20 protein-coding genes are annotated in these 21,884 nt (G+C 34.6%); 2 read left to right on the top strand and 18 right to left on the bottom strand.

The window, feature by feature from the left end; translation table 11 throughout:
* Positions 1-64: 64 nt before the first annotated feature.
* From Q0F04_RS05190 to Q0F04_RS05175, 4 genes are read right to left on the bottom strand one after another with little or no spacing between them, the layout of a single operon-like run.
* On the bottom strand, positions 65-847 hold the full coding sequence (locus Q0F04_RS05190; RefSeq protein WP_295750950.1) for a transporter substrate-binding domain-containing protein: 783 nt from the start codon (positions 845-847) through the stop codon (positions 65-67).
* A gap of 1 nt (position 848) precedes the next feature.
* Positions 849-1,589: an amino acid ABC transporter ATP-binding protein gene (locus Q0F04_RS05185; protein WP_295750947.1), complete on the bottom strand. Its 741-nt coding sequence runs from the start codon at positions 1,587-1,589 to the stop codon at positions 849-851.
* Between the two features lie 3 nt (positions 1,590-1,592).
* Positions 1,593-2,249, bottom strand: a complete 657-nt coding sequence (locus Q0F04_RS05180; protein ID WP_295750944.1) for an amino acid ABC transporter permease — start codon at positions 2,247-2,249, stop codon at positions 1,593-1,595.
* Between the two features lie 58 nt (positions 2,250-2,307).
* Positions 2,308-3,243 carry an AEC family transporter gene (locus tag Q0F04_RS05175; protein ID WP_295750941.1) on the bottom strand — a complete coding sequence of 312 codons (936 nt, stop codon included), beginning with the start codon at positions 3,241-3,243 and terminating at the stop codon, positions 2,308-2,310.
* A gap of 157 nt (positions 3,244-3,400) precedes the next feature.
* Between Q0F04_RS05175 and fucO the strand changes: the two genes are divergently transcribed.
* Positions 3,401-4,564: a lactaldehyde reductase gene (gene fucO / locus Q0F04_RS05170; protein WP_227994063.1), complete on the top strand. Its 1,164-nt coding sequence runs from the start codon at positions 3,401-3,403 to the stop codon at positions 4,562-4,564.
* 58 nt (positions 4,565-4,622) lie between these two features.
* Here fucO and Q0F04_RS05165 read toward each other — a convergent pair whose 3' ends face one another.
* From Q0F04_RS05165 to Q0F04_RS05125, 9 genes are all read right to left on the bottom strand, one after another.
* Positions 4,623-5,492 carry an NlpC/P60 family protein gene (locus Q0F04_RS05165; protein ID WP_295750937.1) on the bottom strand — a complete coding sequence of 290 codons (870 nt, stop codon included), beginning with the start codon at positions 5,490-5,492 and terminating at the stop codon, positions 4,623-4,625.
* 192 nt (positions 5,493-5,684) lie between these two features.
* Positions 5,685-6,779 carry a methionine adenosyltransferase gene (gene metK, locus Q0F04_RS05160; protein ID WP_118356928.1) on the bottom strand — a complete coding sequence of 365 codons (1,095 nt, stop codon included), beginning with the start codon at positions 6,777-6,779 and terminating at the stop codon, positions 5,685-5,687.
* A gap of 264 nt (positions 6,780-7,043) precedes the next feature.
* On the bottom strand, positions 7,044-7,673 hold the full coding sequence (locus Q0F04_RS05155) for a lactate utilization protein (RefSeq protein ID WP_295750934.1): 630 nt from the start codon (positions 7,671-7,673) through the stop codon (positions 7,044-7,046).
* A 3-nt stretch (positions 7,674-7,676) separates the two neighbouring features.
* A complete protein-coding gene (locus Q0F04_RS05150) occupies positions 7,677-10,709 on the bottom strand; it encodes a DNA polymerase III subunit alpha (RefSeq protein ID WP_295750932.1) in 3,033 nt (1,010 codons plus the stop codon).
* A 54-nt stretch (positions 10,710-10,763) separates the two neighbouring features.
* Positions 10,764-11,696 (bottom strand): bifunctional oligoribonuclease/PAP phosphatase NrnA, encoded by a 933-nt coding sequence (locus Q0F04_RS05145; RefSeq protein ID WP_295750929.1) that lies wholly within the window; start codon positions 11,694-11,696, stop codon positions 10,764-10,766.
* A complete protein-coding gene (locus Q0F04_RS05140) occupies positions 11,689-12,888 on the bottom strand; it encodes an acetate kinase (protein ID WP_295750928.1) in 1,200 nt (399 codons plus the stop codon). The genes Q0F04_RS05145 and Q0F04_RS05140 overlap by 8 nt, the downstream gene beginning before the upstream one ends.
* Positions 12,889-12,900: 12 nt before the next feature.
* Complete coding sequence (locus Q0F04_RS05135; RefSeq protein ID WP_117571573.1) at positions 12,901-13,194, bottom strand: sigma factor-like helix-turn-helix DNA-binding protein; 294 nt, start codon at positions 13,192-13,194, stop codon at positions 12,901-12,903.
* Positions 13,194-14,153, bottom strand: a complete 960-nt coding sequence (ftsY, locus tag Q0F04_RS05130; RefSeq protein WP_295750925.1) for a signal recognition particle-docking protein FtsY — start codon at positions 14,151-14,153, stop codon at positions 13,194-13,196. The genes Q0F04_RS05135 and ftsY overlap by 1 nt, the downstream gene beginning before the upstream one ends.
* Complete coding sequence (locus tag Q0F04_RS05125) at positions 14,153-17,080, bottom strand: chromosome segregation protein SMC (RefSeq protein WP_295750922.1); 2,928 nt, start codon at positions 17,078-17,080, stop codon at positions 14,153-14,155. Before Q0F04_RS05125 ends, ftsY begins: the two co-directional genes overlap by 1 nt.
* 108 nt (positions 17,081-17,188) lie before the next feature.
* On the opposite strand from Q0F04_RS05125, the gene Q0F04_RS05120 reads away from it, so the two are divergent.
* Positions 17,189-17,845 carry a hemolysin III family protein gene (locus Q0F04_RS05120; RefSeq protein ID WP_295750919.1) on the top strand — a complete coding sequence of 219 codons (657 nt, stop codon included), beginning with the start codon at positions 17,189-17,191 and terminating at the stop codon, positions 17,843-17,845.
* Between the two features lie 38 nt (positions 17,846-17,883).
* On the opposite strand, the gene rseP is transcribed toward Q0F04_RS05120, so the two are convergent.
* From rseP to pyrH, 5 genes are read right to left on the bottom strand one after another with little or no spacing between them, the layout of a single operon-like run.
* Positions 17,884-18,957 carry an RIP metalloprotease RseP gene (gene rseP, locus Q0F04_RS05115; protein WP_295750917.1) on the bottom strand — a complete coding sequence of 358 codons (1,074 nt, stop codon included), beginning with the start codon at positions 18,955-18,957 and terminating at the stop codon, positions 17,884-17,886.
* Positions 18,958-18,968: 11 nt separating this feature from the next.
* Positions 18,969-19,736 (bottom strand): phosphatidate cytidylyltransferase, encoded by a 768-nt coding sequence (locus tag Q0F04_RS05110; RefSeq protein WP_295750914.1) that lies wholly within the window; start codon positions 19,734-19,736, stop codon positions 18,969-18,971.
* The gene (locus tag Q0F04_RS05105; protein ID WP_199519660.1) at positions 19,733-20,425 is read right to left on the bottom strand and encodes an isoprenyl transferase; all 693 of its coding nucleotides are present in this window, start codon (positions 20,423-20,425) and stop codon (positions 19,733-19,735) included. Before Q0F04_RS05105 ends, Q0F04_RS05110 begins: the two co-directional genes overlap by 4 nt.
* Positions 20,426-20,465: 40 nt before the next feature.
* Positions 20,466-21,011 (bottom strand): ribosome recycling factor, encoded by a 546-nt coding sequence (gene frr, locus Q0F04_RS05100; protein WP_117571579.1) that lies wholly within the window; start codon positions 21,009-21,011, stop codon positions 20,466-20,468.
* A gap of 11 nt (positions 21,012-21,022) precedes the next feature.
* On the bottom strand, positions 21,023-21,733 hold the full coding sequence (gene pyrH / locus Q0F04_RS05095) for a UMP kinase (protein WP_003865905.1): 711 nt from the start codon (positions 21,731-21,733) through the stop codon (positions 21,023-21,025).
* Positions 21,734-21,884 lie beyond the last annotated feature (151 nt).

The following is a 21,884-nucleotide window of genomic DNA, read 5'->3' as shown; positions in this document are numbered from 1 at the left end:
TTTATTTATACCTGGCTATAAATTATTTTTATATTTTAAACAAAAAGAAAAACGGCATAGCCGCTTATTCATTCGTTAGATCCTCACCAAAATACTTGATAGAAATCTTCGACAAAGTTCCATCTTCTTTTAATTCTTTTAAAGCCTTATTTACAGCTTTCTTTAAAGAAGTATTATCATCCCCTTTTACCATTGGGATTGCATATGGTGTAGATTCTTTGGATTGATCTACAATTTTAAATGAACTATCCTTTGTCGTTTGAAGATAATCATTGATAGAAGTAGCCGCATTGATTGTCGCATCCACACCACCACTCTTTACAAGATCCATACATTTCGTTAAATCATCTACACCTTTTACAGTAGCCCCATAATCTTCACCCAATTCCATATAAGTAGATCCAATCGAATTGGCTGTGGTCTTTCCTTTTAAATCATCAAACGAAGTAATTGTCGTATTATCATTACGAACAACTAAAACTGTGTGATCATACGCATAAGGTGTAGAGAAATCAAATTTCTTTTCTCTTTCCTTTGTGATATCGACACCATTAATAACTAAATCATACGTACCTGTTGATAGACCTGTTAATAATCCATCCCATTTACCTTCTACAATATTAGCTTTTACACCTAATTTCTTGGCAATATTCTTAGCAACTTCCACATCAACACCCACCAGTTTATCATCCTTATCATGGTAAGAGAATGGTTGCCAATCACCTTCTAAACCAATGGTAATTTCACCTTTATCTTGAATCGTCGCTAAATGATCTTTCGAAGATCCACATCCTGCTAAAGTAAATACCATAGCTGCACTTAATAAACCTGCTAATAATTTTTTCATCTTACATTTCCTCTTTCCTTAAAAATTCTTTTGTTCGTTCTTGTTGAGGATTTTCAAAGAAATCCTTTGAATTACCCTCTTCAATTATTTTTCCTTTTTCCATCAAAATCACATGACTAGAAACATTCTTGGCAAAAGACATCTCATGTGTGACTACAACCATAGTCATTCCTTCATTAGCCAATGTTTTCATAACACTTAAAACTTCTTGAATCAACTCTGGATCGAGCGCTGAAGTTGGCTCATCAAAAAAAATGATATCTGGAGATGTTGCTAATGCTCTTGCGATGGCGACACGCTGTTGTTGTCCACCCGATAATTGGGAAGGATAATGATCAGCACGATCTTTCATTCCTACTTTTTCAAGCATCTGCATACCAATCCTATTTGCTTCTTCTTTAGAAACGTTTCGCGCTACAGTAAGACCTAATGTTACATTTTGTAGGGCTGTCTTATTCGCAAATAGATTATAATTTTGAAACACAAATCCCGTATGCTTTCTAAGTTGGGCAACATCCTTCTTTGATGTATTAGACAAATCATAAGATTGATCTTTAAAAATCATGGTTCCTGCATCGGCTGTCTCTAGATAATTCATGCAACGAAGTAAAGTCGTCTTACCAGATCCTGATGGACCTAATATCGCAATGACATCTCCTTTATGGACCGTAAAATCAATGCCATTTAAAACATGTAAATTTCCAAACGATTTATGAATATCTTTAATTTCTAATAAAGCCATACTCTATCTCCCTGTCTGATAATAATTCAGCTTCTTTTCACCCCAAGATTGCAGCCAAGTTAAAACTGTACAGAAAATCAAATACACTAAAGCTACTTCTATATATAACTGCATAAACTGATAGGTTCTTCCAGCAATTCTTTCCGTCTGCATAAACATTTCTGTAACTGTAATATTGGCAGCTAAAGATGTATCCTTTACTAATGAAATCAAGTTATTAAACAACGATGGAAATGCACTTCGAAATGCCTGTGGTAAAACAATATGCATCATGATCTGCATATAACTCATTCCTACACAGTATCCAGCTTCCATTTGTCCTTGTGGTACACTTTCAATCGATCCACGAATGGTTTCTGCACAATAGGCTCCTGTATTTAATGAGAATACAATAATCGCTGCAGTAATCGCCGATATTCTCACTCCAATGGATTGCATCCCAAAATACATAATAAACAACTGCACTAGCATTGGTGTTCCTCTAAATATCCATATATAGAATTGAACAACATATTTCATAACTGGAACCTTCGCATATTGAACCATGGCACATACAATCGCTATTAACATGGCAATGATAAATGATACTAACGCAAGTGGTAATGTCATCACAATTCCTGATATAAATATTTTTGGGAATGATTCTAAAAACAATTCCATACTTTCCCTCCCTAAAATCTTTTAATTATTCTACACCCTAAAGTGAACTTTAGGTCAACTAAATCAATCCAAACGATTTTAATATTGTTAACCAGAATGTAATACTAAAAGCACTAAGAAGTGTTGTCAGCATCACAACACTCGATGTAAGTACACCTTTATGTCCCATACTTTTAGCCATCACAAAACCAGATACCGTTGTACTGGAACCACACATAATTAAAATGGCAACTAAAGCTTGATTTCTAAATCCTAATAAAGCACCTATTGGTAAGAAAATGGCACAAAAGCCAATTAACTTCATAAACGTACAGAATAAAGATGGTTTCAATTCACCTTTTGCCTGATCAAAATCAAAAGTGGCACCCATAGCCATTAAACCAAGAGGTGTAGCTGTACTTGAAATCATTGAAATTGTTTTATTGATAACTTGTGGTAATTTAAAAGGTAATAAGCTAACAAGTACACCTGCAACAATACCTAGAATTAGTGGATTCTTTAAGATTCCAATAAAAGTTTTCTTATAGTCAACCTTCGATTGTTCCGCCTTAAAGAAAGATAGAATTACAACTGAAACCACATTATACACAAATACAACACTCATCAACATTAAAGGAGCTACCCCTACGTCTGGATAAATATTCGATGTTAATGCAAGTCCTAATAAGGCTGCACTACTTCTGTAACAAGCCTGAATAAATTCACCTTGAATCTCTTTGTCTTTTAATCGCATAGAAAAAAATATTGATAAAAGAATACTAATCAATGTAGAGACTACGCAGAATGCTACAAACTTTGTATCCCAAAGATCTTTAAAATTAGACTGCGACACATCCACAAACAACAAGAGTGGCAATGATACTTTAAAGACAAATGCATTCAATTTCGATGCCAGTACATCATCCAACACATTGATTTTATTTAAGAAATAACCGACAACCATCAATAGAAAAATGGGAATCGTTGCATTTAGGCTAAATAATAAATTTTCCACAAAATTCCTCCAAAACCTTCTTAAAATTTTAACACAAATATTTAAGAATATGCACTAAAACACTCATATGTGACATTATTATCAATCTGTAACTTGTATGTAAGCGGTTATACTCGTAAAATGAAATTAACAAGTATACAAGGAGGAAATAATACTTATGGCAAATCGTTTTATTTTAAATGAGACAAGTTATCATGGTGCTGGAGCCATCAAAGAAGTGGTTACAGAAGTTAAAGCACGTGGATTAAAGAAAGGTTTAGTTGTTACAGATAAAGACTTGATCAAATTTGGTGTAGCTACTAAAGTCACAGACTTATTAGATGAAGCTGGACTTCCATACGAAATTTATGATGAAGTTAAGGCAAACCCAACTGTTGAACAAGTTAAAAATGGTGTAAAAGCTGCTAAAGATGCTGGTGCTGACTATTTAATCGCTATTGGTGGTGGAAGCCCACAAGATACTTGTAAAGGTATTGGAATCATCTTGGCTAACCCTGAATTTGAAGATGTTGTTAGCTTAGAAGGTGTTGCTCCAACTAAAAACAAATCTGTTCCAGTTATCGCAATTGCGACTACAGCAGGTACTGCAGCAGAAACTACAATCAACTATGTAATTACAGATACTGAAAAGAAAAGAAAATTTGTTTGTGTAGATGCTCACGATATTCCAGTTGTTGCGATTATCGACCCAGAAATGATGTCAAGTATGCCAAAAGGCTTAACAGCAAGTACTGGTCTTGATGCATTAACTCACGCTATTGAAGGATATACAACTTTAGCTGCTTGGGAACTTGCAGATACATTAAACTTAAAAGCTATCGAAATCATTTCAAGAAGCTTACGTGCAGCATGTGCTAACGATCCAAAAGGACGTGAAGACATGGCTTTAGGACAATATATGACAGGTATGGCTTTCTCTAACGTTGGTTTAGGTGTTGACCATGGTATGGCTCACCCATTAAGCGCATTCTACGGAATCCCTCATGGTGTGGCTTGTGCTACATTACTTCCATATGTTATGGAATTCAACAAAGATTACACTGGTGAAAAATTTAGAGAAATCGCTCGTGTAATGGGAGTTGAAGGTGTTGATGAAATGTCTCAAGAAGAATATCGTCAAGCTGCTATTGATGCCGTTATTCAATTAAGTAAAGATTGCGGAATTGCTCAAAGCTTAAAAGAAATCGGTGTTAAAGAAGAAGACTTACCAACATTAACAGATTCAGCTATGGCTGACGTATGTACAGGTGGTAACCCACGTCCATGTACTAAAGAATTGATCTTCGACTTATACAAATACGCATTTAACGGAAGAGACTAAGAAGGCATCTTGCCTTCTTTTTATTTTGCAGAAAAAAAGCGAGCTAAAATGAGCTCGCTTAACGATTTACATGAACATATCCAATAAATGGTTGGTTACATTCAACACTATAGATTGTTGTCTGATTTCCATACCATCCACCATGAACAGCTTGACCATTACCAATATATAATGCTACATGTCCTTGATATACACAAATATCTCCTGGAACTGGATTATTTGTCAAAGGTCCTAAGCTTAAATAAGCGGTTGGTGCACCATGGAAATTGATTCCTACTGCAGCAAGTGAATTTGTCACTAACATGGTACAATCTTGATAAACACCAATCTGAGCTAATGCAGCATCGGCAATTCTTTGATAGAAATCTTTTTCTACATTAACTGTAACATCTTTTTCACTAACATTACCCGCAATATCTTTTGCCTTGATTGTAGTAGTAAAAGTTCCTGTATTAGTTGTATCTACATTCTTAGTCACAGTCACTGTTCCTTCTTCATTTAATGAAACATAGCGATTGATATCAAATGCTTCATTTTGTTCCACTGTGATTGTATCCTCACAAGTAATTACAGGAGCTGTTGTATCTTCTACCTTGACACTTACTTCAGCACTGTGCTTTTCATTTGTATTTTTGTTTTTTCCTTCAATAGAAACAGTTTGTTTACCAACTGTTGCAATATCTAAATCTTTTACTTTTACCTTGTAGTTTTTTGATTCATATACAGATACGTTTTTTGTTTTCTTTTTAAACTTTACATTCGCATATTTTTTATGTAATTCTTTTGTAAATACAGACTGCATGGAATCTGCATCTTGATATTCAATTTTATAAGCTGGTGTGTTTTCTTTTGCCGCAACACTTGTAACGCCTCCAAATGTAGATGTAGCAATCATCACACTCGCAAATACATGCATTAATTTTTTCATAGTTATGGGCCTCCTCATTGCTCACACAATTAAAGAGGCTACACTATTTTCTCGTAAGTGTCAAAAGAATACCCGTATTTCCCACAATTTAACATATTAATTTGTTTTAATTTGCCATTATTAACGCGTTTGTCCCATTTATTTGCACTTTTTAGTGAAAAAAAGAACTACAAAATTTGTAGTTCTAAACGATTAATATTCTAATTTTTTAACCTTTTCCCAAGTAAACTGAGGATCACCAAAGTGTCCATAGCATGATGTTTTGTGGTAAACTGGCTTTCTTAAATCCAACTCAGAAATGATATTTCCAACTTCGAAGTTAAAGTTTTTCTTTACGATTTCCAATAGTTTTTCATCATCAAATTTACCTGTTCCAAAAGTATCAACACATAATGAAACTGGTTGTGCTTTACCAATTGCGTACGCAACTTCAACTTCACAACGACGTGCTAAACCATTCGCAACAATGTTTTTAGCTACATAACGAGAGTAGTAAGCAGCACTACGGTCTACCTTAGTAGGGTCTTTACTAGAGAAGCATCCTCCTCCAATACGTCCACGTCCACCATATGTGTCACATACGATTTTACGTCCTGTCGTTCCTGAATCTCCCCATGATCCACCTACAACGAAGCTTCCAGATGGATTGATGAAATATTTAGTATTTTCATCTAAGTATTTTTCATCAATACAAGGTTTGATGACTTCATTCATAATCAATTCTTTGATTTCTTCTTGTGTAATATCTTTTGAGTGTTGTGTAGAAACTACGATTGTATCAATACGTTTGATTTCATCATTTTCATATTCTACAGATACCTGTGTTTTTCCATCTGGTTTTAATAAATCTGGGTGTTCTCTTCTAACTTTAGTCAATTGACGAGCTAAAAGGTGTGCATAATAGATTGTTAATGGCATGTATTCATCATTTTCATCACATGCATAACCAAACATAATACCTTGGTCACCAGCACACACTTCATCACGGTTTACGGCATTATGAATTTCAGGACTTTGTTGGTTTACAACTGTATGAACATGATATTCTTCTGTATATCCAATACGTTTGATTTCATTTAATGCGATTGTTTCATAATCCAATTCAGCCTTTGTATTACATTCACCATAAATTAATACAAAATCATCTTTAATAGTACATTCAACAGCCATATTTGAATATGGATCTTGAGCTAATGCAGCATCTACGATTGCGTCGGCAATTTGGTCACAAATTTTATCTGGATGACCTTCAGTAACACTTTCACTTGTAAAAATATAATCTTTCATTTTGTCTCCTCTTCTTGCTTATCCATAAAAAAAACATACTTTAAGAAGTATGTTACAATTCTCTATACTTCTTATCGCTGTTAGCAGGACCACCTTAACATATTGTCAGGTTGGCGTGAAGTCAACGAGCTAACTCTCTACTTCAACTCTGGATAATTTTTTTACGCATAAAGATTAAAACATGAAACTACAAATAATGCAAGAAATTCATCATCATTATTATACATATATGAAAAAATGGCTAAATTATCTAGCCATTTCATTCTAATATCCTAATACTTCATCCACTAAAATGACGTGAATACGATCGGGTTCCATGCTGTTTCTTGTGATGACTAACTGATCACAAATGCAGCCTTCAGCTAAACAATTTGCACAACTACCCGTTAATTGGCAAGGTCTATTTCCTTTAAAGCGTTGACTGTTGATCGGTGCAGCTACATTTCTTAATCTGGAAATTGCACTCTCTACATCTTTTGTGACCTTATTCATACCCACAATCATTATGACATGTTTTGGCCCAAAACATAGACAGGATACACGATTACAATGCCCATCCATATTGACTAAGATTCCATCTTCTGTCATCGCATTCGTACTCATTAAATAGTAGTCTGCATAAAAACAATCTCTTTCTAATTTGTACTTTTCTTCGGCATCTTTTGCCTGATCTCGATCAATAACTTTAAAATTTCTTTTATAAAGCTCTTCCTTGATACCAATCTTATTTAAAGTATCTGAACCTCCCCAGCCTACACTTGATCCCGGTTGCATAAGTCCAAGTGCCAAATTCAAAGCTTCTTGTTTCGAATGCACATAATACCCATTCATATGTCTATTTTTTAAGCCTTGAATCACTTTTTTAGATAATAAATCATTTCGTTTTGTGATCATTTCTTACACCTCAATCCATTCTATTCTATTTACTACAATTGATGTTGGACGATCCTTCTTTCCTTGAATCAGACAAATACGATCTTTTTGAATATTCGCTTTTTGTTGCTCATACAAACGAGGCATGATAACCGCATCCATTTTACCAGCTTCATCCTCGACACTCATAAAGCACATCCAATCACCTTTCTTTGTCTTATGCGTTCTAAAAGATGCAACACGCACTAAAATATTCATATATCCATCTCTATTTACCGCATTCAATAATGGAATGCAATTTGGATAGTTATGCATGCGTAAAGACTGCACAGGATGTTCACTCACATAGAAACCATATACATATTGTTCTTTTTGAGCCTTTTGAATTGGATTCTCTTTGATTCTTTGAATGCCCGGACGAGAAACAATACTAAAGTCAAAGCATAAATCGTTAGGATCTTCAATTCGCACAATATTTACATAATCAATCAGCTTTCTTAAATTTTCATTGAGAGTTGCACGATTATATCCAAAACAATCCAATGCTCCGCCATCAATTAAAATACGAATCGTGGATTCATTAATCTTATACATACTTGCCTTGGCCAAAAAATCAAATAAATCTGTATATGGTGCATGTTCTAAAATCGTTGGGTAAATTGTTTTACCTACACCTTTTAAAACTTGTAACGGCATACGAATCGAATTTTGTTCAATCGTATAATACGCCTTAGAATGATTAATATCACATCCATTCACAACAATATTTCTTCGTTTACATTCATAAATATATTGCGATGTTTTTATACCAGAACCAATGACACTATTTAATAAACTCTGATAAAAATATAAAGGATAATTTGCCTTTAAATAAGCCATTTGATAAGCTACCAAGCCATAGGCATAACTATGTGATTTATTAAATCCATAGCCAGCAAATTGCTCCATTATAGAAAATATCTCATTGGAAACCGAATCTTTGATACGATTCTTTCGTGCTCCTAATATAAATTGCTCTTTTAAGTTCTGCATGACGTCTAATTTCTTTTTGGACATAGCCTTACGAAGCGTGTCAGCTTGCGCTAAACTAAAACCAGCAATCACTTGGGCAGTCTGCATAACCTGTTCCTGATAAATCATGATACCATAGGTTTCTTTTAAGATAGGCTCTAATAAAGGATGTGGATACACAACTTTTGAAGGATCCTTTTTTCTTTCAATATATGTATCAATATGCTGCATAGCTCCTGGACGATATAAGGCAAGTACAACACTGATATCTTCAAATTTATTGGGCTGTATCTTTTGAAGTAAAGACGTAATTCCACTCGATTCTAATTGGAATACACCTAATGTATTTCCAAGCGATAATAATTGATATGTTTTCGCATCCTTTAAATTGATTTTCATCATATCCAAAGAAATATGTTTTTGTTCTTTTAGATTTGTGACAATTTCATGAATCGTCGTTAAATTACGAATGCCCAAAAAATCCATTTTGATCAAGCCCAAATCTTCTAGATATTCCGCTGTAAATTGTGTAGCCTGAATATCTCCATCAACACTGACAAGTGGACAGACATTCACGATAGGCTGATCCGATAATACGATTCCAGCCGCATGTAAAGAGGTATGTCGTGGTAATCCTTCAACGTTTACACACATCTTAAATAATTCAGTTAATTTTTGATCCGACTGAATCCTTTTTCGAAATAAAGCATTCTCATTATAAGCCTGCATCAACGTAATTTTAGGCGTATTCTTTAACATCTTAGAAAGCTCATCCACAATTCTTGCCGGAACATTCATAACACGTCCTACATCACGAATGGCTTGTCTTGCCTGCAAAGTATTAAATGTCACAATATGACTCACATGATCATAACCATATAATTCACGAACATATTGAATCACTTCATCTCTTCTATCATCTGGAAAATCTGTATCGATATCGGGCATAGAAATACGTGATGGATTTAGAAATCTTTCAAACAGTAAATTATTCTGAATTGGATCAATATGTGTAATACCTAAACAATAAGCGACTAAAGAACCGGCTGCACTACCACGTCCTGGACCTACAAAGATGTCTTGACTTCTGGCATATCGAATAAAGTCCCAGACAATCAAGAAATAATCGGTAAATCCCATGTTCACAATGACACTTAGTTCATATTCTAAACGTTTGACATATGTCGGATTTAAATTTCCATTTAAACGTTTTTCTAATCCCTTCTTACAAAGTTTGATCAAATAATCTCTAGAATCAATTTGAAGTTTATTTTTAAATACAGGAAGCTTTGACTTTTGAAAAGCCATTTGAACATTGCACATTCTTGCGATTTCTTCTGTAGCAATCAATTCACTTTCATCATACAGTGCTTCCATTTCTTGTGGACTTCTTAAATATCTTTGAAATTGTACGTCTAAGCCTTGATTATCAATATTCGTTTGTTTGGCAATCGCCCTTAATACTTGTAAAGATTTTACGTCTTCACTATTCTCATACAGAATTCGAGATAGAGCCACGCGTTTACAATCAAGTTGTTTTAAAATTCGATTATCGGCTCTTTTTTTACCCGAATCATTCATAGATATAGAAACATAAAAGTCCGAGAACGAATTTTTACACAATTCTACAAATGTACTTAACTTTTCTAAATCCTGATGTTCAATATATGCACTAAATGTATCTTTTCCATCACTTGAAGTAAGCACAACACAATCTTTGGCATACTTTACAACTTCTTCAAAAGCTATATTTTCTTTAATGATGGAACTTAATTTATATAAATTTTGTAGACCCATATCATTCTTGGCAAGAAGTATAAAATGAAATGACTCCTCATTATAGATGGAATCCACTTCTAAACCAATAATCGGATGTACATTGTGCTTTTTGCATAATTGATAGAACTCCATCGTTCCATACATCACATTATGATCGGTCAAACATACATGGTTGAATCCAAGTTGTTTTTGATGAAGAATCATATTTTCTAAACGAATCGGTGATTCAAGTAAAGAGTATGAACTTCGCATATGTAAATGAACCATGAAATCCCACCTTTCTATTGTAGATATTATATCACAAGAAAAAGAGATAGCTTCTTAAGCTACCTCTCGATTTGATAAAATTTCAATAATTTGATCCACTTGATTACGCGTTAAGTTTTTAATTCCACTTGCACATTCGTGACCACCACCACCAAATTCCATGGCAACATCACGAATTGGAATATTTCTTGAACGTAAAGATGCACTATAATGCACACGATCTTCCATACGTGTAAACAATGCCCACATTTCAACACAATCGATACCTGCTAAACAATAGACTTTGTCTTTCGCATCTGTAAAGCTTAAACCAAATTCTTCATAATCTTCACATTCTAGAATTGAATAAAGGAACTTGTTTTTAAACACTGTATGATTACGTACAACAGTTTCATATTTATAGTCTTCCATGGATTTTGAAAAGTTCAATTGTTCCACTTTTGTGACATCTACGCCTTGTTCAAATAAGTATTTTGCGGCATCAAATGTAGCTGGACGAACATTATTTGTCGTAAAACGAATATTGTCCGCTGTTAATCCAAGATATAACATCAATGCACTTTCTACCGGAATATTAATTTTTTTTTCTTTAAGATATAAAGCTAATAACTCACATGTAGCACTTGCCTTATCATCGATCCATTCTTCATCACAAATTGTTTCGACTTGTACGTGATGATCAATACGAATTGATTTTTTAGCCAATTGATACCTGTCATCATCAATGCGTGTAGCATTTGAAGTATCTAAAACAATTGCTAAGCTGGAAGCTACTACTTCATCATCCACAACATCCATATGTACGTTGTTTCTTTGCGATACAGGACAATTACTTCCTAAACAATAGATTTTTTTATTTGGATAAGCACTTTCTAAATAGTACTTTAAGCCAAATTGAGATCCGATCGCATCCATGTCAGCAAAAACATGGCGAAAGATTGTGATTGTATTAAAATCTTTTACGCTTTCTAAAATATCATTAGGCATTAGCCATCAAATCCTTGTAGGCATCACGTGCAATGACTAATTCTTCATTTGTTGGTAATAACCAAACTTGCATTTTTGATTCAGGAGCACTTAATAATTTTTCAACGCCACGAACTCCATCGTTGTCTTCTGGTTTTACTACAACACCAAATGCTGATAATCCATCACAGATTCTTTGACGCATTGCACAGTCGTTTTCACCGATTCCACCCGCAAATACGATGGCATCAGCTCCACCCATTAATCCATAGTATCCTGATACAACTTCAACAATACGGTTTACATATACGTTTTGTGTTAGGATAGCGCGAGGATTTCCTTCTTTGATAGCTGCTTCAATGTCACGACCATCACTAGAGATTCCACTTACACCTAACATACCCGATTTTTTATTCATGATTGTATCCATTTCATCTGGTGTATATCCATATTTATTTTCTAAGAATGGAACGATAGCAGGGTCAATATCTCCACAACGAGTTCCCATCATGATTCCTCCAAGAGGTGTGAATCCCATTGATGTTTTATATGATTTACCATTTTTAACAGCTGTAATACTTGCACCATTTCCTAAGTGGCAAGTGATGATATTCATTTCTTCTTGTGTTTTTCCTTGAAGCTCAGCCAAGCGTTTTGTCAAATATTCATGACTTGTTCCATGAGCTCCATAACGACGTACTTTATCGTTAGTATAATATTCATAAGGAAGTGGGAAGATGTAGTTTTCTTCTGGCATACTTTGGTGGAATGCTGTATCAAATACGAATGTGTGTTTACATTCTGGTAAAGCATCTCTAAATGAACGGTATCCAACTAATGCTGCTGGGTTGTGTAGTGGAGCTAATGCACATAATTCTTCAACTTTAGCTTCAACATCAGCATCTACAGGTACTGAATGAGAGAAATATTCTCCACCATGAACAACACGGTGACCAATCGCTTTGATATCTTCTAAGCTATTTACAACTTTGTGTTCAATTAAAGCTTCCATTAATTTTTTTACAGCTACTGCATGATCTTTGATATCTAAGATCTCTTCAATTTTTTCTCCATTGGCTATCATTCCAAAAATAGAATCATTTAAACCAATACGTTCTACGTTTCCTTGTGCTAGAACTTCTTCTTCTGGCATTTTGAAAACTTGGAATTTCAAAGATGAACTTCCTGCATTAACACTCATAACAATCGACATTTTTTGATCCTCCTAAAAAATTTCTTTTAATATTTCGATTTGTTCAACATCTTCATGTTGTAAAATCCATGAATCCAATAATTTTTTCTTAGCGACATAACCAATCGCTGCTTCATATTTTTCCAGTAATTTCGTAGCTCGATGTACCGAATCCATCGCGGCTGCACGAGAAATCTCTAGTTCCTCACTTATTTCAGTATAAGAGAAATCTTCCTCATAGTAAAGAGACAAAATCTCTCTTTGACGTTCGGTCAACAATTCTCCATACACATCTAATAAATCATTCGCATCTAATTTTGAAATCATTATTCTTCCATACCCTTTGTGATTCCCATCAAGAAGGCATTGATATCAAATGGTCTTAAATCCGCTGGCTTTTCACCTAAACCTAAGAAACGAACTGGTAAATGTAATAAATCTCGAATCGCAAGTACTACGCCACCCTTGGCTGTACCGTCCATCTTCGTTAAAACGATACCTGTTACATCCGTTGCTTCCAAGAATACTTTTGCCTGTGAAATACCATTTTGTCCTGTAGTCGCATCTAGAACTAACCAAACTTCTTGTGGTGCTCCCTCGATTTCTCTTTGAACAACACGGTGCATCTTGCTTAATTCATTCATCAAATTTGTTTTATTTTGTAGACGACCCGCAGTATCGCAAATCAAAATATCAATATCATTTTCTTTGGCATAACGACAAGCATCCACCAATACGGAACTTGGATCTTGATTCATCTTACCTTTTACACAATGAACACCTAATCGTGTTGCCCAAGTATCAATTTGATCAATAGCTCCAGCACGGAATGTATCGGCTGCTGCAACCGCAACTTTCTTACCTTGCTCCTTGTAATATTGAATCAATTTTGCACTTGTAGTTGTCTTACCACTACCATTAACACCAACCATTAAAATAACAGTTGGACCTTCTTCATTCATTTTAATTGGTTCATCGCTTGATTCATCATAGAAATCATACAGAATGGAAACCAAATAATCTAACATGGAATCATATTCTTTAACATGTTTTCCATTTGATTCAAACGCATCCACGATTTTTTGTGCTGTATGAATACCCACATCACTCTCTAGTAGAATGACCATGATCTGTTCTAATAGATCATCATCAATTCCGTGAAAGTTATTGGATAAAGCACGCATACGATCTCCAAAGCTTTTCTTTGATCGATCAAGACCCGATAAATATTTATCTTTATCTTCACTTTTTACGAAAGCTTCTTTAATTTTCGAAAAGACCGACATTACTTTTCCTCCTTCGCTATATGTACTGCATCTTTCAATTGCACTTTTAATACTTTACTAACTCCATCTTTTTGCATAGTAACACCATACAAAGTATCACATTGTTCCATAGTTCCTGGTCTATGTGTTACCGCAATAAATTGAGATTGACCACGATAATGCGATAAATAACGGGCAAAACGCTCAACATTTGCCTGGTCTAATGCTGCTTCAACCTCATCAAAGATACATAATGGCATTGTACGTGCCTTCAATATTGCAAACAATACGCTGATCGCAATCAAAGCCTTTTCTCCACCCGAGAATGTCTGGATATTTTTAACCATTTTTCCAGGAGGCTGAACATCAATATCAATACCCGTATTCAATACATCTTCTGGATCTACCATGGAAAGACTAGCACGTCCTCCACCAAACATAGCCTTGAATACGCCATCTAGTTCAGCATTAATTTTATTAAACATCTCTGTAAATTGACTGATCATTGTCTTGTCCATCTCATCAATGGCTGCCAAGATTTGTTGACTTGCCTTTTCTAAATCTTCTTTTTGGCTTGTCATAAAATCAAAACGTTCTTTGACTTCTTTATATTCATTTGGTGCATCCAAATTCACATTTCCTAAACGAGAAATAGCTTGACGAAGTTGAATAACTTCTTCTTTTGCACTTTCGATTTCTACATCTTCCTTTTTAGTTAATGCATATTCATAAGTCATTTCATAATCTGTACTTAAACGGTTCAATGCGTTCTCTAATTGCGTTTTGATTTTCACAACTTCCATTTCATAGTTATGGATCTGCGATTGTTTAGAACTCATTTCTCTACGAACTAAACGAATCTGATTTTCAAGTTGTTCTGCTTCATTTCCTTTATCAAAACGAGTCTGACGCAAGCTTTGAATCTCTAAAGACAATGAATCCAATACCGCATGCATCTTAGACATTTGTACAACAAGATCATCTTGTGCTAATTCTCCACTATCTTCAATGTCTACACCTAATTCTTGATATTCAGCTAAGATGGAATCGTATTTTGCCTTCTTAGTCGCATAAATATTTTCTAGCTTAGCCAATTCAATCTGTAAAGTTACAATCGCATCGTTTTCTTTTTGAAGTTTCTGCGTAAGAATCTCTGTTTCATCCAAACAATTGCCGGCTTTGATTTTCTGTCCTTCAATTTTTGAATTAATTGTTTCTAATTCCTGACGCATTGTGACTGGTGTACTTTGATTCTTCGTAACACCACCCGTCATACTACCACCGGTATGTACGATATCCCCATCTAGGGTAACAATTTTATAGGCATAACGTAATCGTTTTGCGGTTTCATTCGCATTCTGCAATGTATCTACCACAATCACATTACCAAGCAATCGTTCTTTCACTGGATCAAAAATTTCTTTACAGTCCACGCATTCACTCGCAAAACCCAAAAAGCCTGGGCTTGTTGAAGCAATTGTGATTACTTGTTCATTCATTTTTCTAGGATGACATACACTTAATGGTAAGAAAGTTGCACGTCCACTACGATTTCGTTTCAAGAATGAAATGGCATTTCTAGCGTCCGCCTCATTTTTCGTAATGATTTGATAAATACTTCCACCTAATGCTGCATTGACAGCTAAAGCTTTATCGGCATGCGCAATCAACAATTCACTGACAACTCCGTAAACACCAGATAAAGAGTTTCTTGCCTGCATAACAGAACGCACACCTTGTTGATGAGCAAAAGGCTGCTTCATCATATTTTCCAATACTTGTCTACGATTTTGTAGTTGTGTCAAGATATTGTTTGCCTGATCCGATTCATAACGTGCCTTTGAAATTTTCGTTTTTAAATCATTCACAATATTACGACGATTGTTTAAATCTTGTTGCGTCTGCATTAAACGCTGATGGCGATCTTGATATTCAAATCGTGCTTCTTCAAGCATAGCCTGTAATTCTTTTTGACGAGCTTGTTTATCCGCTACCTGCAACATATACTTTCGCTTTTCATCCTGCTCGATTTTACGTCTTTCAAGCTGATAATTTTCTTCCATCGCTTTTGTATATTTTCCTTGCAGCTCATTGATTTGTTTATCAAGAGCATACATTTCTTTTCGAATGCTTTCTAAGCGATTTTCCTGCTTTAAAAGCTCCGCATTCTCTGATGTATGCATAGCTTGGATATCAAACAATTCTTTATTGATCTGATTAATTTTATCATTATATTGATCAATATCCTCAACCAATACACTAATTTCAATTTTTGATAATTTATCTCTTAAAGAAATATATTTTTCTGCCTTTTTAGCTTGTTTTTCCAAAGGTCCAATTTGTCTTTCAAGCTCATCTAGAATATCCTGCAAACGATCCAGGTTTTCTTTTGTCTGCTCTAATTTAGACAATGACACCTTTTTTCTCTTTTTATACTTTGCGACACCTGCAGCTTCCTCAAATAAAGAACGCCTATCTTCTGGCTTGGCATCCGCAAAAGAAGAAATATTACCCTGCGTAATAATACTTAAGGAATCTTTTCCTAATCCTGTATCCATGACTAAATCATTAATATCTTTTAATCGGCATGGTGTTTTATTTATAAAATAACTTGCTTCATTATTGGCACGTAAAATTTGTCGTGTAATTTCTATTTCATCAAAATCTGAATCAAAAACACGTGTTGAATTGTCAAATACCAACGTAACGCGTGCCATGTTTACAGGTTTTCTATATTCACTTCCTGAGAAGATAATATCTGACATATTTGTACCTGAACGAAGTGATTTAACACTCTGTTCACCGAGTACCCAACGAATAGCATCATTCACATTACTTTTACCACATCCGTTTGGTCCTACAATGCCTGTAATATCTTGATCAAATTGAATCACTGTTTTATCTGCAAAGCTTTTAAAGCCTTGTAATTCAATACGTTTTAAAAACATCAAGACCCTCCACTCTAACTAGTGTATTATATCAAAAAAATCACATAAAATATATCTAGTATCTATTTCTAGATTGTATATTATTTATTATTATGTTATAGTATGTGTATGAACAAGAAAGATAGTATGCAGTATGTTTATCCACTTTGTTTTGGTGAAGAAGTAGGTAACTGTATCACACATGGAGTTATGGCACTTTTGATTTTGTTTGCACTTCCATACTATAGTGTTCGTGCCTATTTACAAGGTGGCGCTATAAAGACACTTGGAACAGCCGTATTTTTGATTTGCCTACTCTTTATGTTTGCGGGTTCTTGTCTTTACCACAGCATGCCACATGAAACAACACACAAATATGTATTTAGAAAATTAGATCACATCATGATCTTATTGGCTATTGCAGGAACTTATACGCCCATTTGTCTAAATCTTATGAACAACTGGAAAGGATATACAATTTTAGCTATCGAATGGGTTATGGTAATTGCAGGAATCTTATTGAAATCGATTGCGACGAAAAGTTATCCTAAACTTTCAATGACAATCTATATGATCATGGGGTGGTTAGCTATCTTTATTTTACCTACGCTAATCAAAGAAACTCAACCTATATTTATCATTTTGATTGCATTAGGTGGTGTTATGTACACCATAGGTACTTTCTTTTATTCAAAACCACAAAAAAGATATTTTCATTTTGTTTGGCACATTTTCATTATCTTAGCAAGTATTTGTCACTTATTAGCTATTCTTTATTTTATCTAAAAAGAAAAACCTATATTGTAAAATATAGGTTCTTTTTTTTAAAACAATCGAACAATATCATTATATGTTGCGTATAAAAACAACAACATCAAGAGTACAAAACTGGCCATAATGATATTTTCTACAACTTTCGTAGAAACTTTTCGACCAATTAATTTTTCAATCAACAATATTAAAATTCTTCCACCATCTAATGCTGGAATAGGAATGGCATTAAAGATTCCAATGTTCAATGAAATCATCGCAAACAAACTAAAATACATGTCCAATCCATATTGTACAGATTTACTAGTGACATTTAAAATGCCAACAGGACCCGATAAGTTTTCTAATCCCTGTCCATGGATGATCATGTTCAAAGATTTAAATATAGTTGTTGCACTATCCCAAGTATTTTGGCAACCAACCCATAAAGATTGATACCAAGGAATCTTCTTCGCATACGCAATCGCCTTATATCCAAGTGTATAGCCTTCCATATCTTTATCATAGGATGGAGTTAGTGTAGTTTCAAAAGTTGTGCCATCGCGCTTTACAGTTAATGTCAATGTATCATGATGATATTGAATAAACTCTAAAATCTCATATTGTGTTTTAGGTTGAATACTTTTTCCATCTTCACTTTGAACTTTGACGATGCGATCCTCTTTTTCTAGGCCTGCTTTTTGTGCTACAGAATCCTCTTCAACTACATAAACAACAGGTTTTGCCTCTTCTACTACATAGCCCTGAGCTAATGCCACACCCATATATATGATCCATGCCAATAAAATATTCATCACAATACCAGCAATCATGATGCAGACTTGTTTCCATCTTTCAATTCCGTTCAAGCGTCTATTTTCTGGAACATCCTTTAACCAGCTATCTTCTTCACTTTGTGAGCCATCTTCTTCGCCAGCCATCATTACATAGCCTCCAAATGGTATGGCACGAATGGAAAAAGCAGTTTCTTTTCCTTGTTTTTGATAAAGACAGGGTCCCATACCAATAGAGAATTCTTTACAGTAAACCCCGAAATGTTTTGCGACTAAAAAATGCCCTAACTCATGTAAAATGACAATCACGCTTAGCATCACGACAAAGGCAATTATACCAATAATAAAATCCATTCAAATCCCCCTTAGAGAATGATTGTATATAAAACACTAAATACCATAATATTTAATAATAGTGAATCTACACGATCTAAAACACCACCATGTCCTGGTAAAAGATTAGAGAAGTCTTTTACGGCAAAATGACGTTTAATAGCACTAAAACACAAATCCCCAAGTTCTGCAGTAGCTGGACATACTAAACATAAGAATGTGTTTAAAACTGGGTTTAGGTTTGATACGTAGCTAAAGCTAACCGCAAAACTTAATACAAAACCAAATATAATTCCTCCTACAAAACCTTCCCAACTCTTTTTAGGTGAGATTCTAGGATTCATTTTGTGTTTTCCAATAGCTCGACCCACAAAATAGGCTCCTGTATCACTTCCATATGTAGCGAAAACAATCGTCCATAGATACTGATGTACGTTTGCGATTTGTCCTACTGCATGATAAACAAGAGAGAAAATTGTAACGTATGAAATACATACAAAGGCGTCTATAATCGAAAAGTTTTCAACGAAAACAACAAGACTCCATAAAAACACAACAATCAGTGTCACAATAACAAAAAAGTATTTATCAGGTAAAACTCTCGTTAAAACGACGGCTAAAGCACTGAGTGGAAGAACATATTTAGGCCAGTTTTTAAATTCTGGCTGAATATGCATCCATTCATATGCACCTGCACAAACAATAAATAGGGCAAGGGCTTCTAACCAATATCCTCCAAGAGCTACTGGCAGTGCAACAACAAGAATGATACCTATAGCGGTAATTATTCTTTGTTTCATGAAGTTAAGCCTCCAAATCTGCGATCTCTTGATGCAAACTCATCGAGGCAATCTTTTAATGCTTTTTCATCAAAATCAGGCCATGCGACTGGTGTAAAAATCAATTCTGCATACGCAAGCTGCCACAATAAATAATTAGAAATACGAAGTTCTCCACTTGTACGAATCATCAAATCAATGTCTTCTGGTACAAATAAATATTTTGAGAACTCTTCTTCCGTTAAATTATTTTCACGTTTGCCTTGAGCAACCTCATCTGCATATTTTTTCATACCGAGTAACATTTCTCTTCGCGAACCATAATTAATCGCTAAACATAATTCTAAGCCAGTGTTATCCTTAGTCATATTTACAGCTCTGTTGATAACATCTTGTGTTGCTTGTGGGAATTTTTCTAATTCACCGGCAAAAGTTACACGAATGTTCTTTTCCATCAATTCATTAATAAATTTATTAAAGAATAATCCTGGTAATTTGCATAAATAGGAAACTTCATCTTCTGGTCTTTTCCAGTTTTCTGTTGAAAAAGCATATAGAATCAATTTTTGAATTCCCATATCTTGTGCTGCTAGAGCCACAGTACGAATTGTATCCGCACCCTTTTTGTGTCCTGCTGTTCTTGGTAAGCCTCTTTTTTTGGCCCAACGACCATTACCATCCATAATTATAGCTACTGTTTTTGGTGCCATAAAAACCTCCTTTTTAAAAAAGTCCAAATCAAGTTTGGACTTAGACATTTAATATTTCTTTTTTCTTTGCTTCACAAATTGAATCAACATCTTTAATGTATTTGTCTGTTAATTTTTGTGATTCTTCTAATGTTTGTTTTTGTTCGTCTTCAGGAAGTTCTTTATCCTTTTTGATAGCATCGTTCGCATCACGACGTACGTTACGAATCGCAATCTTAGCTTCTTCACCATACTTTTGTGCATCTTTAGCTAATTCTTTACGACGATCTTCCGTTAATTGAGGAACTAAAATACGAATTACGTCTGCTTCTGCTTGAGGATTCAATCCTAAGTTAGCAGCTTGAATTGCATGTGCAATATCTTTAATAATTGAACGATCATAAGGTTTAATAACAAGTTGTGTACCTTCAACAACAGAAATCTGAGCCATCTGATTGATTGGTGTCATTGCTCCATAATATTCGACTTGTACACGTTCTAACATTTGTCCGCTAGCACGTCCAGTACGGATTTGACGAAGGTTTGATTCTAAATTATCAATAACGCCCATCATTTTTTCTTCTGCATTTAATAAAATATCACTCATTTTAATTCTCCTTATTTCTTTTTAGTGATTGTAGTACCGTTCACTTCACGGCGAACTGCTTTGACAATATTACCAGGTTCATTCATATTGAATACAACTAAATCAATATCATTATCCATGCACATACTAATAGCTGTTGAGTCCATAACTTGTAAGCCTTCGTTTAATACGTCCATATAATTTAGTGTATCGTATTTCTTAGCATTTGGATTTTTCTTTGGATCTGAATCATAAACTCCATCAACACCATTTTTAGCCATTAAGATAACATCTGCATTAATTTCAGATGCACGTAATGCTGCCGTTGTATCTGTTGAGAAGTATGGAGAACCTGTACCAGCTCCAAAAATAACGATTCTGCCTTTTTCCAAGTGACGTAATGCACGTCTTAAAATGAATGGTTCAGCAACCTTTTGCATTTCAACAGCTGTCTGCACTCGTGTTTGCACACCTTCTTGTTCCAAAGCATTTTGAACAGCTAAGGCGTTGATTACTGTACCTAACATACCCATATAATCAGCTTGAGCACGGTTCATTCCCATTTCAGCCATCATTTTACCACGAATGAAGTTGCCACCTCCGACAACAATTGCTAATTCTACCCCTAATTTTTGTACTTCTTTTAACTCTTTTGCCAATCTTTTTAAGATTTCTGGATCAAAAGCAGCTTCAGGGCTCGATAAAGCTTCGCCACTTAATTTTAATAAAACACGTTTATACATAATATTGCTCCTTATTGAATTGTCACAACAATTATACACTATATTGTGTCATTTAAAAAGAAAAACCCTTGGAAATAGTGATTACGCATGAAATAATCTTCGAATTTTCGTGATTTAAGATTATTTATTTTTTTATGTACTTTAATAGTGT

Origin of the sequence: uncultured Holdemanella sp., assembly GCF_934772795.1 — a bacterium.
In the GTDB taxonomy this organism is placed as follows: domain Bacteria; phylum Bacillota_I; class Bacilli_A; order Erysipelotrichales; family Erysipelotrichaceae; genus Holdemanella.
The sequence above is the reverse complement of the archived record's forward strand: the minus strand, read 5'-3'. Positions and strand labels throughout refer to the sequence as shown.

What these genes read in the sequence shown, in the direction of transcription:
- Q0F04_RS05190 (WP_295750950.1), bottom strand. Translation starts at nt 847, where the DNA reads ATGAAAAAATTATTAGCAGGTTTATTAAGTGCAGCTATGGTATTTACT.
- Q0F04_RS05185 (WP_295750947.1), bottom strand. Translation starts at nt 1,589, where the DNA reads ATGGCTTTATTAGAAATTAAAGATATTCATAAATCGTTTGGAAATTTA.
- Q0F04_RS05180 (WP_295750944.1), bottom strand. Translation starts at nt 2,249, where the DNA reads ATGGAATTGTTTTTAGAATCATTCCCAAAAATATTTATATCAGGAATT.
- fucO (WP_227994063.1), top strand. Translation starts at nt 3,401, where the DNA reads ATGGCAAATCGTTTTATTTTAAATGAGACAAGTTATCATGGTGCTGGA.
- Q0F04_RS05165 (WP_295750937.1), bottom strand. Translation starts at nt 5,492, where the DNA reads ATGAAAAAATTAATGCATGTATTTGCGAGTGTGATGATTGCTACATCT.
- metK (WP_118356928.1), bottom strand. Translation starts at nt 6,779, where the DNA reads ATGAAAGATTATATTTTTACAAGTGAAAGTGTTACTGAAGGTCATCCA.
- Q0F04_RS05155 (WP_295750934.1), bottom strand. Translation starts at nt 7,673, where the DNA reads ATGATCACAAAACGAAATGATTTATTATCTAAAAAAGTGATTCAAGGC.
- Q0F04_RS05150 (WP_295750932.1), bottom strand. Translation starts at nt 10,709, where the DNA reads ATGGTTCATTTACATATGCGAAGTTCATACTCTTTACTTGAATCACCG.
- Q0F04_RS05145 (WP_295750929.1), bottom strand. Translation starts at nt 11,696, where the DNA reads ATGCCTAATGATATTTTAGAAAGCGTAAAAGATTTTAATACAATCACA.
- Q0F04_RS05140 (WP_295750928.1), bottom strand. Translation starts at nt 12,888, where the DNA reads ATGTCGATTGTTATGAGTGTTAATGCAGGAAGTTCATCTTTGAAATTC.
- Q0F04_RS05135 (WP_117571573.1), bottom strand. Translation starts at nt 13,194, where the DNA reads ATGATTTCAAAATTAGATGCGAATGATTTATTAGATGTGTATGGAGAA.
- ftsY (WP_295750925.1), bottom strand. Translation starts at nt 14,153, where the DNA reads ATGTCGGTCTTTTCGAAAATTAAAGAAGCTTTCGTAAAAAGTGAAGAT.
- Q0F04_RS05125 (WP_295750922.1), bottom strand. Translation starts at nt 17,080, where the DNA reads ATGTTTTTAAAACGTATTGAATTACAAGGCTTTAAAAGCTTTGCAGAT.
- Q0F04_RS05120 (WP_295750919.1), top strand. Translation starts at nt 17,189, where the DNA reads ATGAACAAGAAAGATAGTATGCAGTATGTTTATCCACTTTGTTTTGGT.
- rseP (WP_295750917.1), bottom strand. Translation starts at nt 18,957, where the DNA reads ATGGATTTTATTATTGGTATAATTGCCTTTGTCGTGATGCTAAGCGTG.
- Q0F04_RS05110 (WP_295750914.1), bottom strand. Translation starts at nt 19,736, where the DNA reads ATGAAACAAAGAATAATTACCGCTATAGGTATCATTCTTGTTGTTGCA.
- Q0F04_RS05105 (WP_199519660.1), bottom strand. Translation starts at nt 20,425, where the DNA reads ATGGCACCAAAAACAGTAGCTATAATTATGGATGGTAATGGTCGTTGG.
- frr (WP_117571579.1), bottom strand. Translation starts at nt 21,011, where the DNA reads ATGAGTGATATTTTATTAAATGCAGAAGAAAAAATGATGGGCGTTATT.
- pyrH (WP_003865905.1), bottom strand. Translation starts at nt 21,733, where the DNA reads ATGTATAAACGTGTTTTATTAAAATTAAGTGGCGAAGCTTTATCGAGC.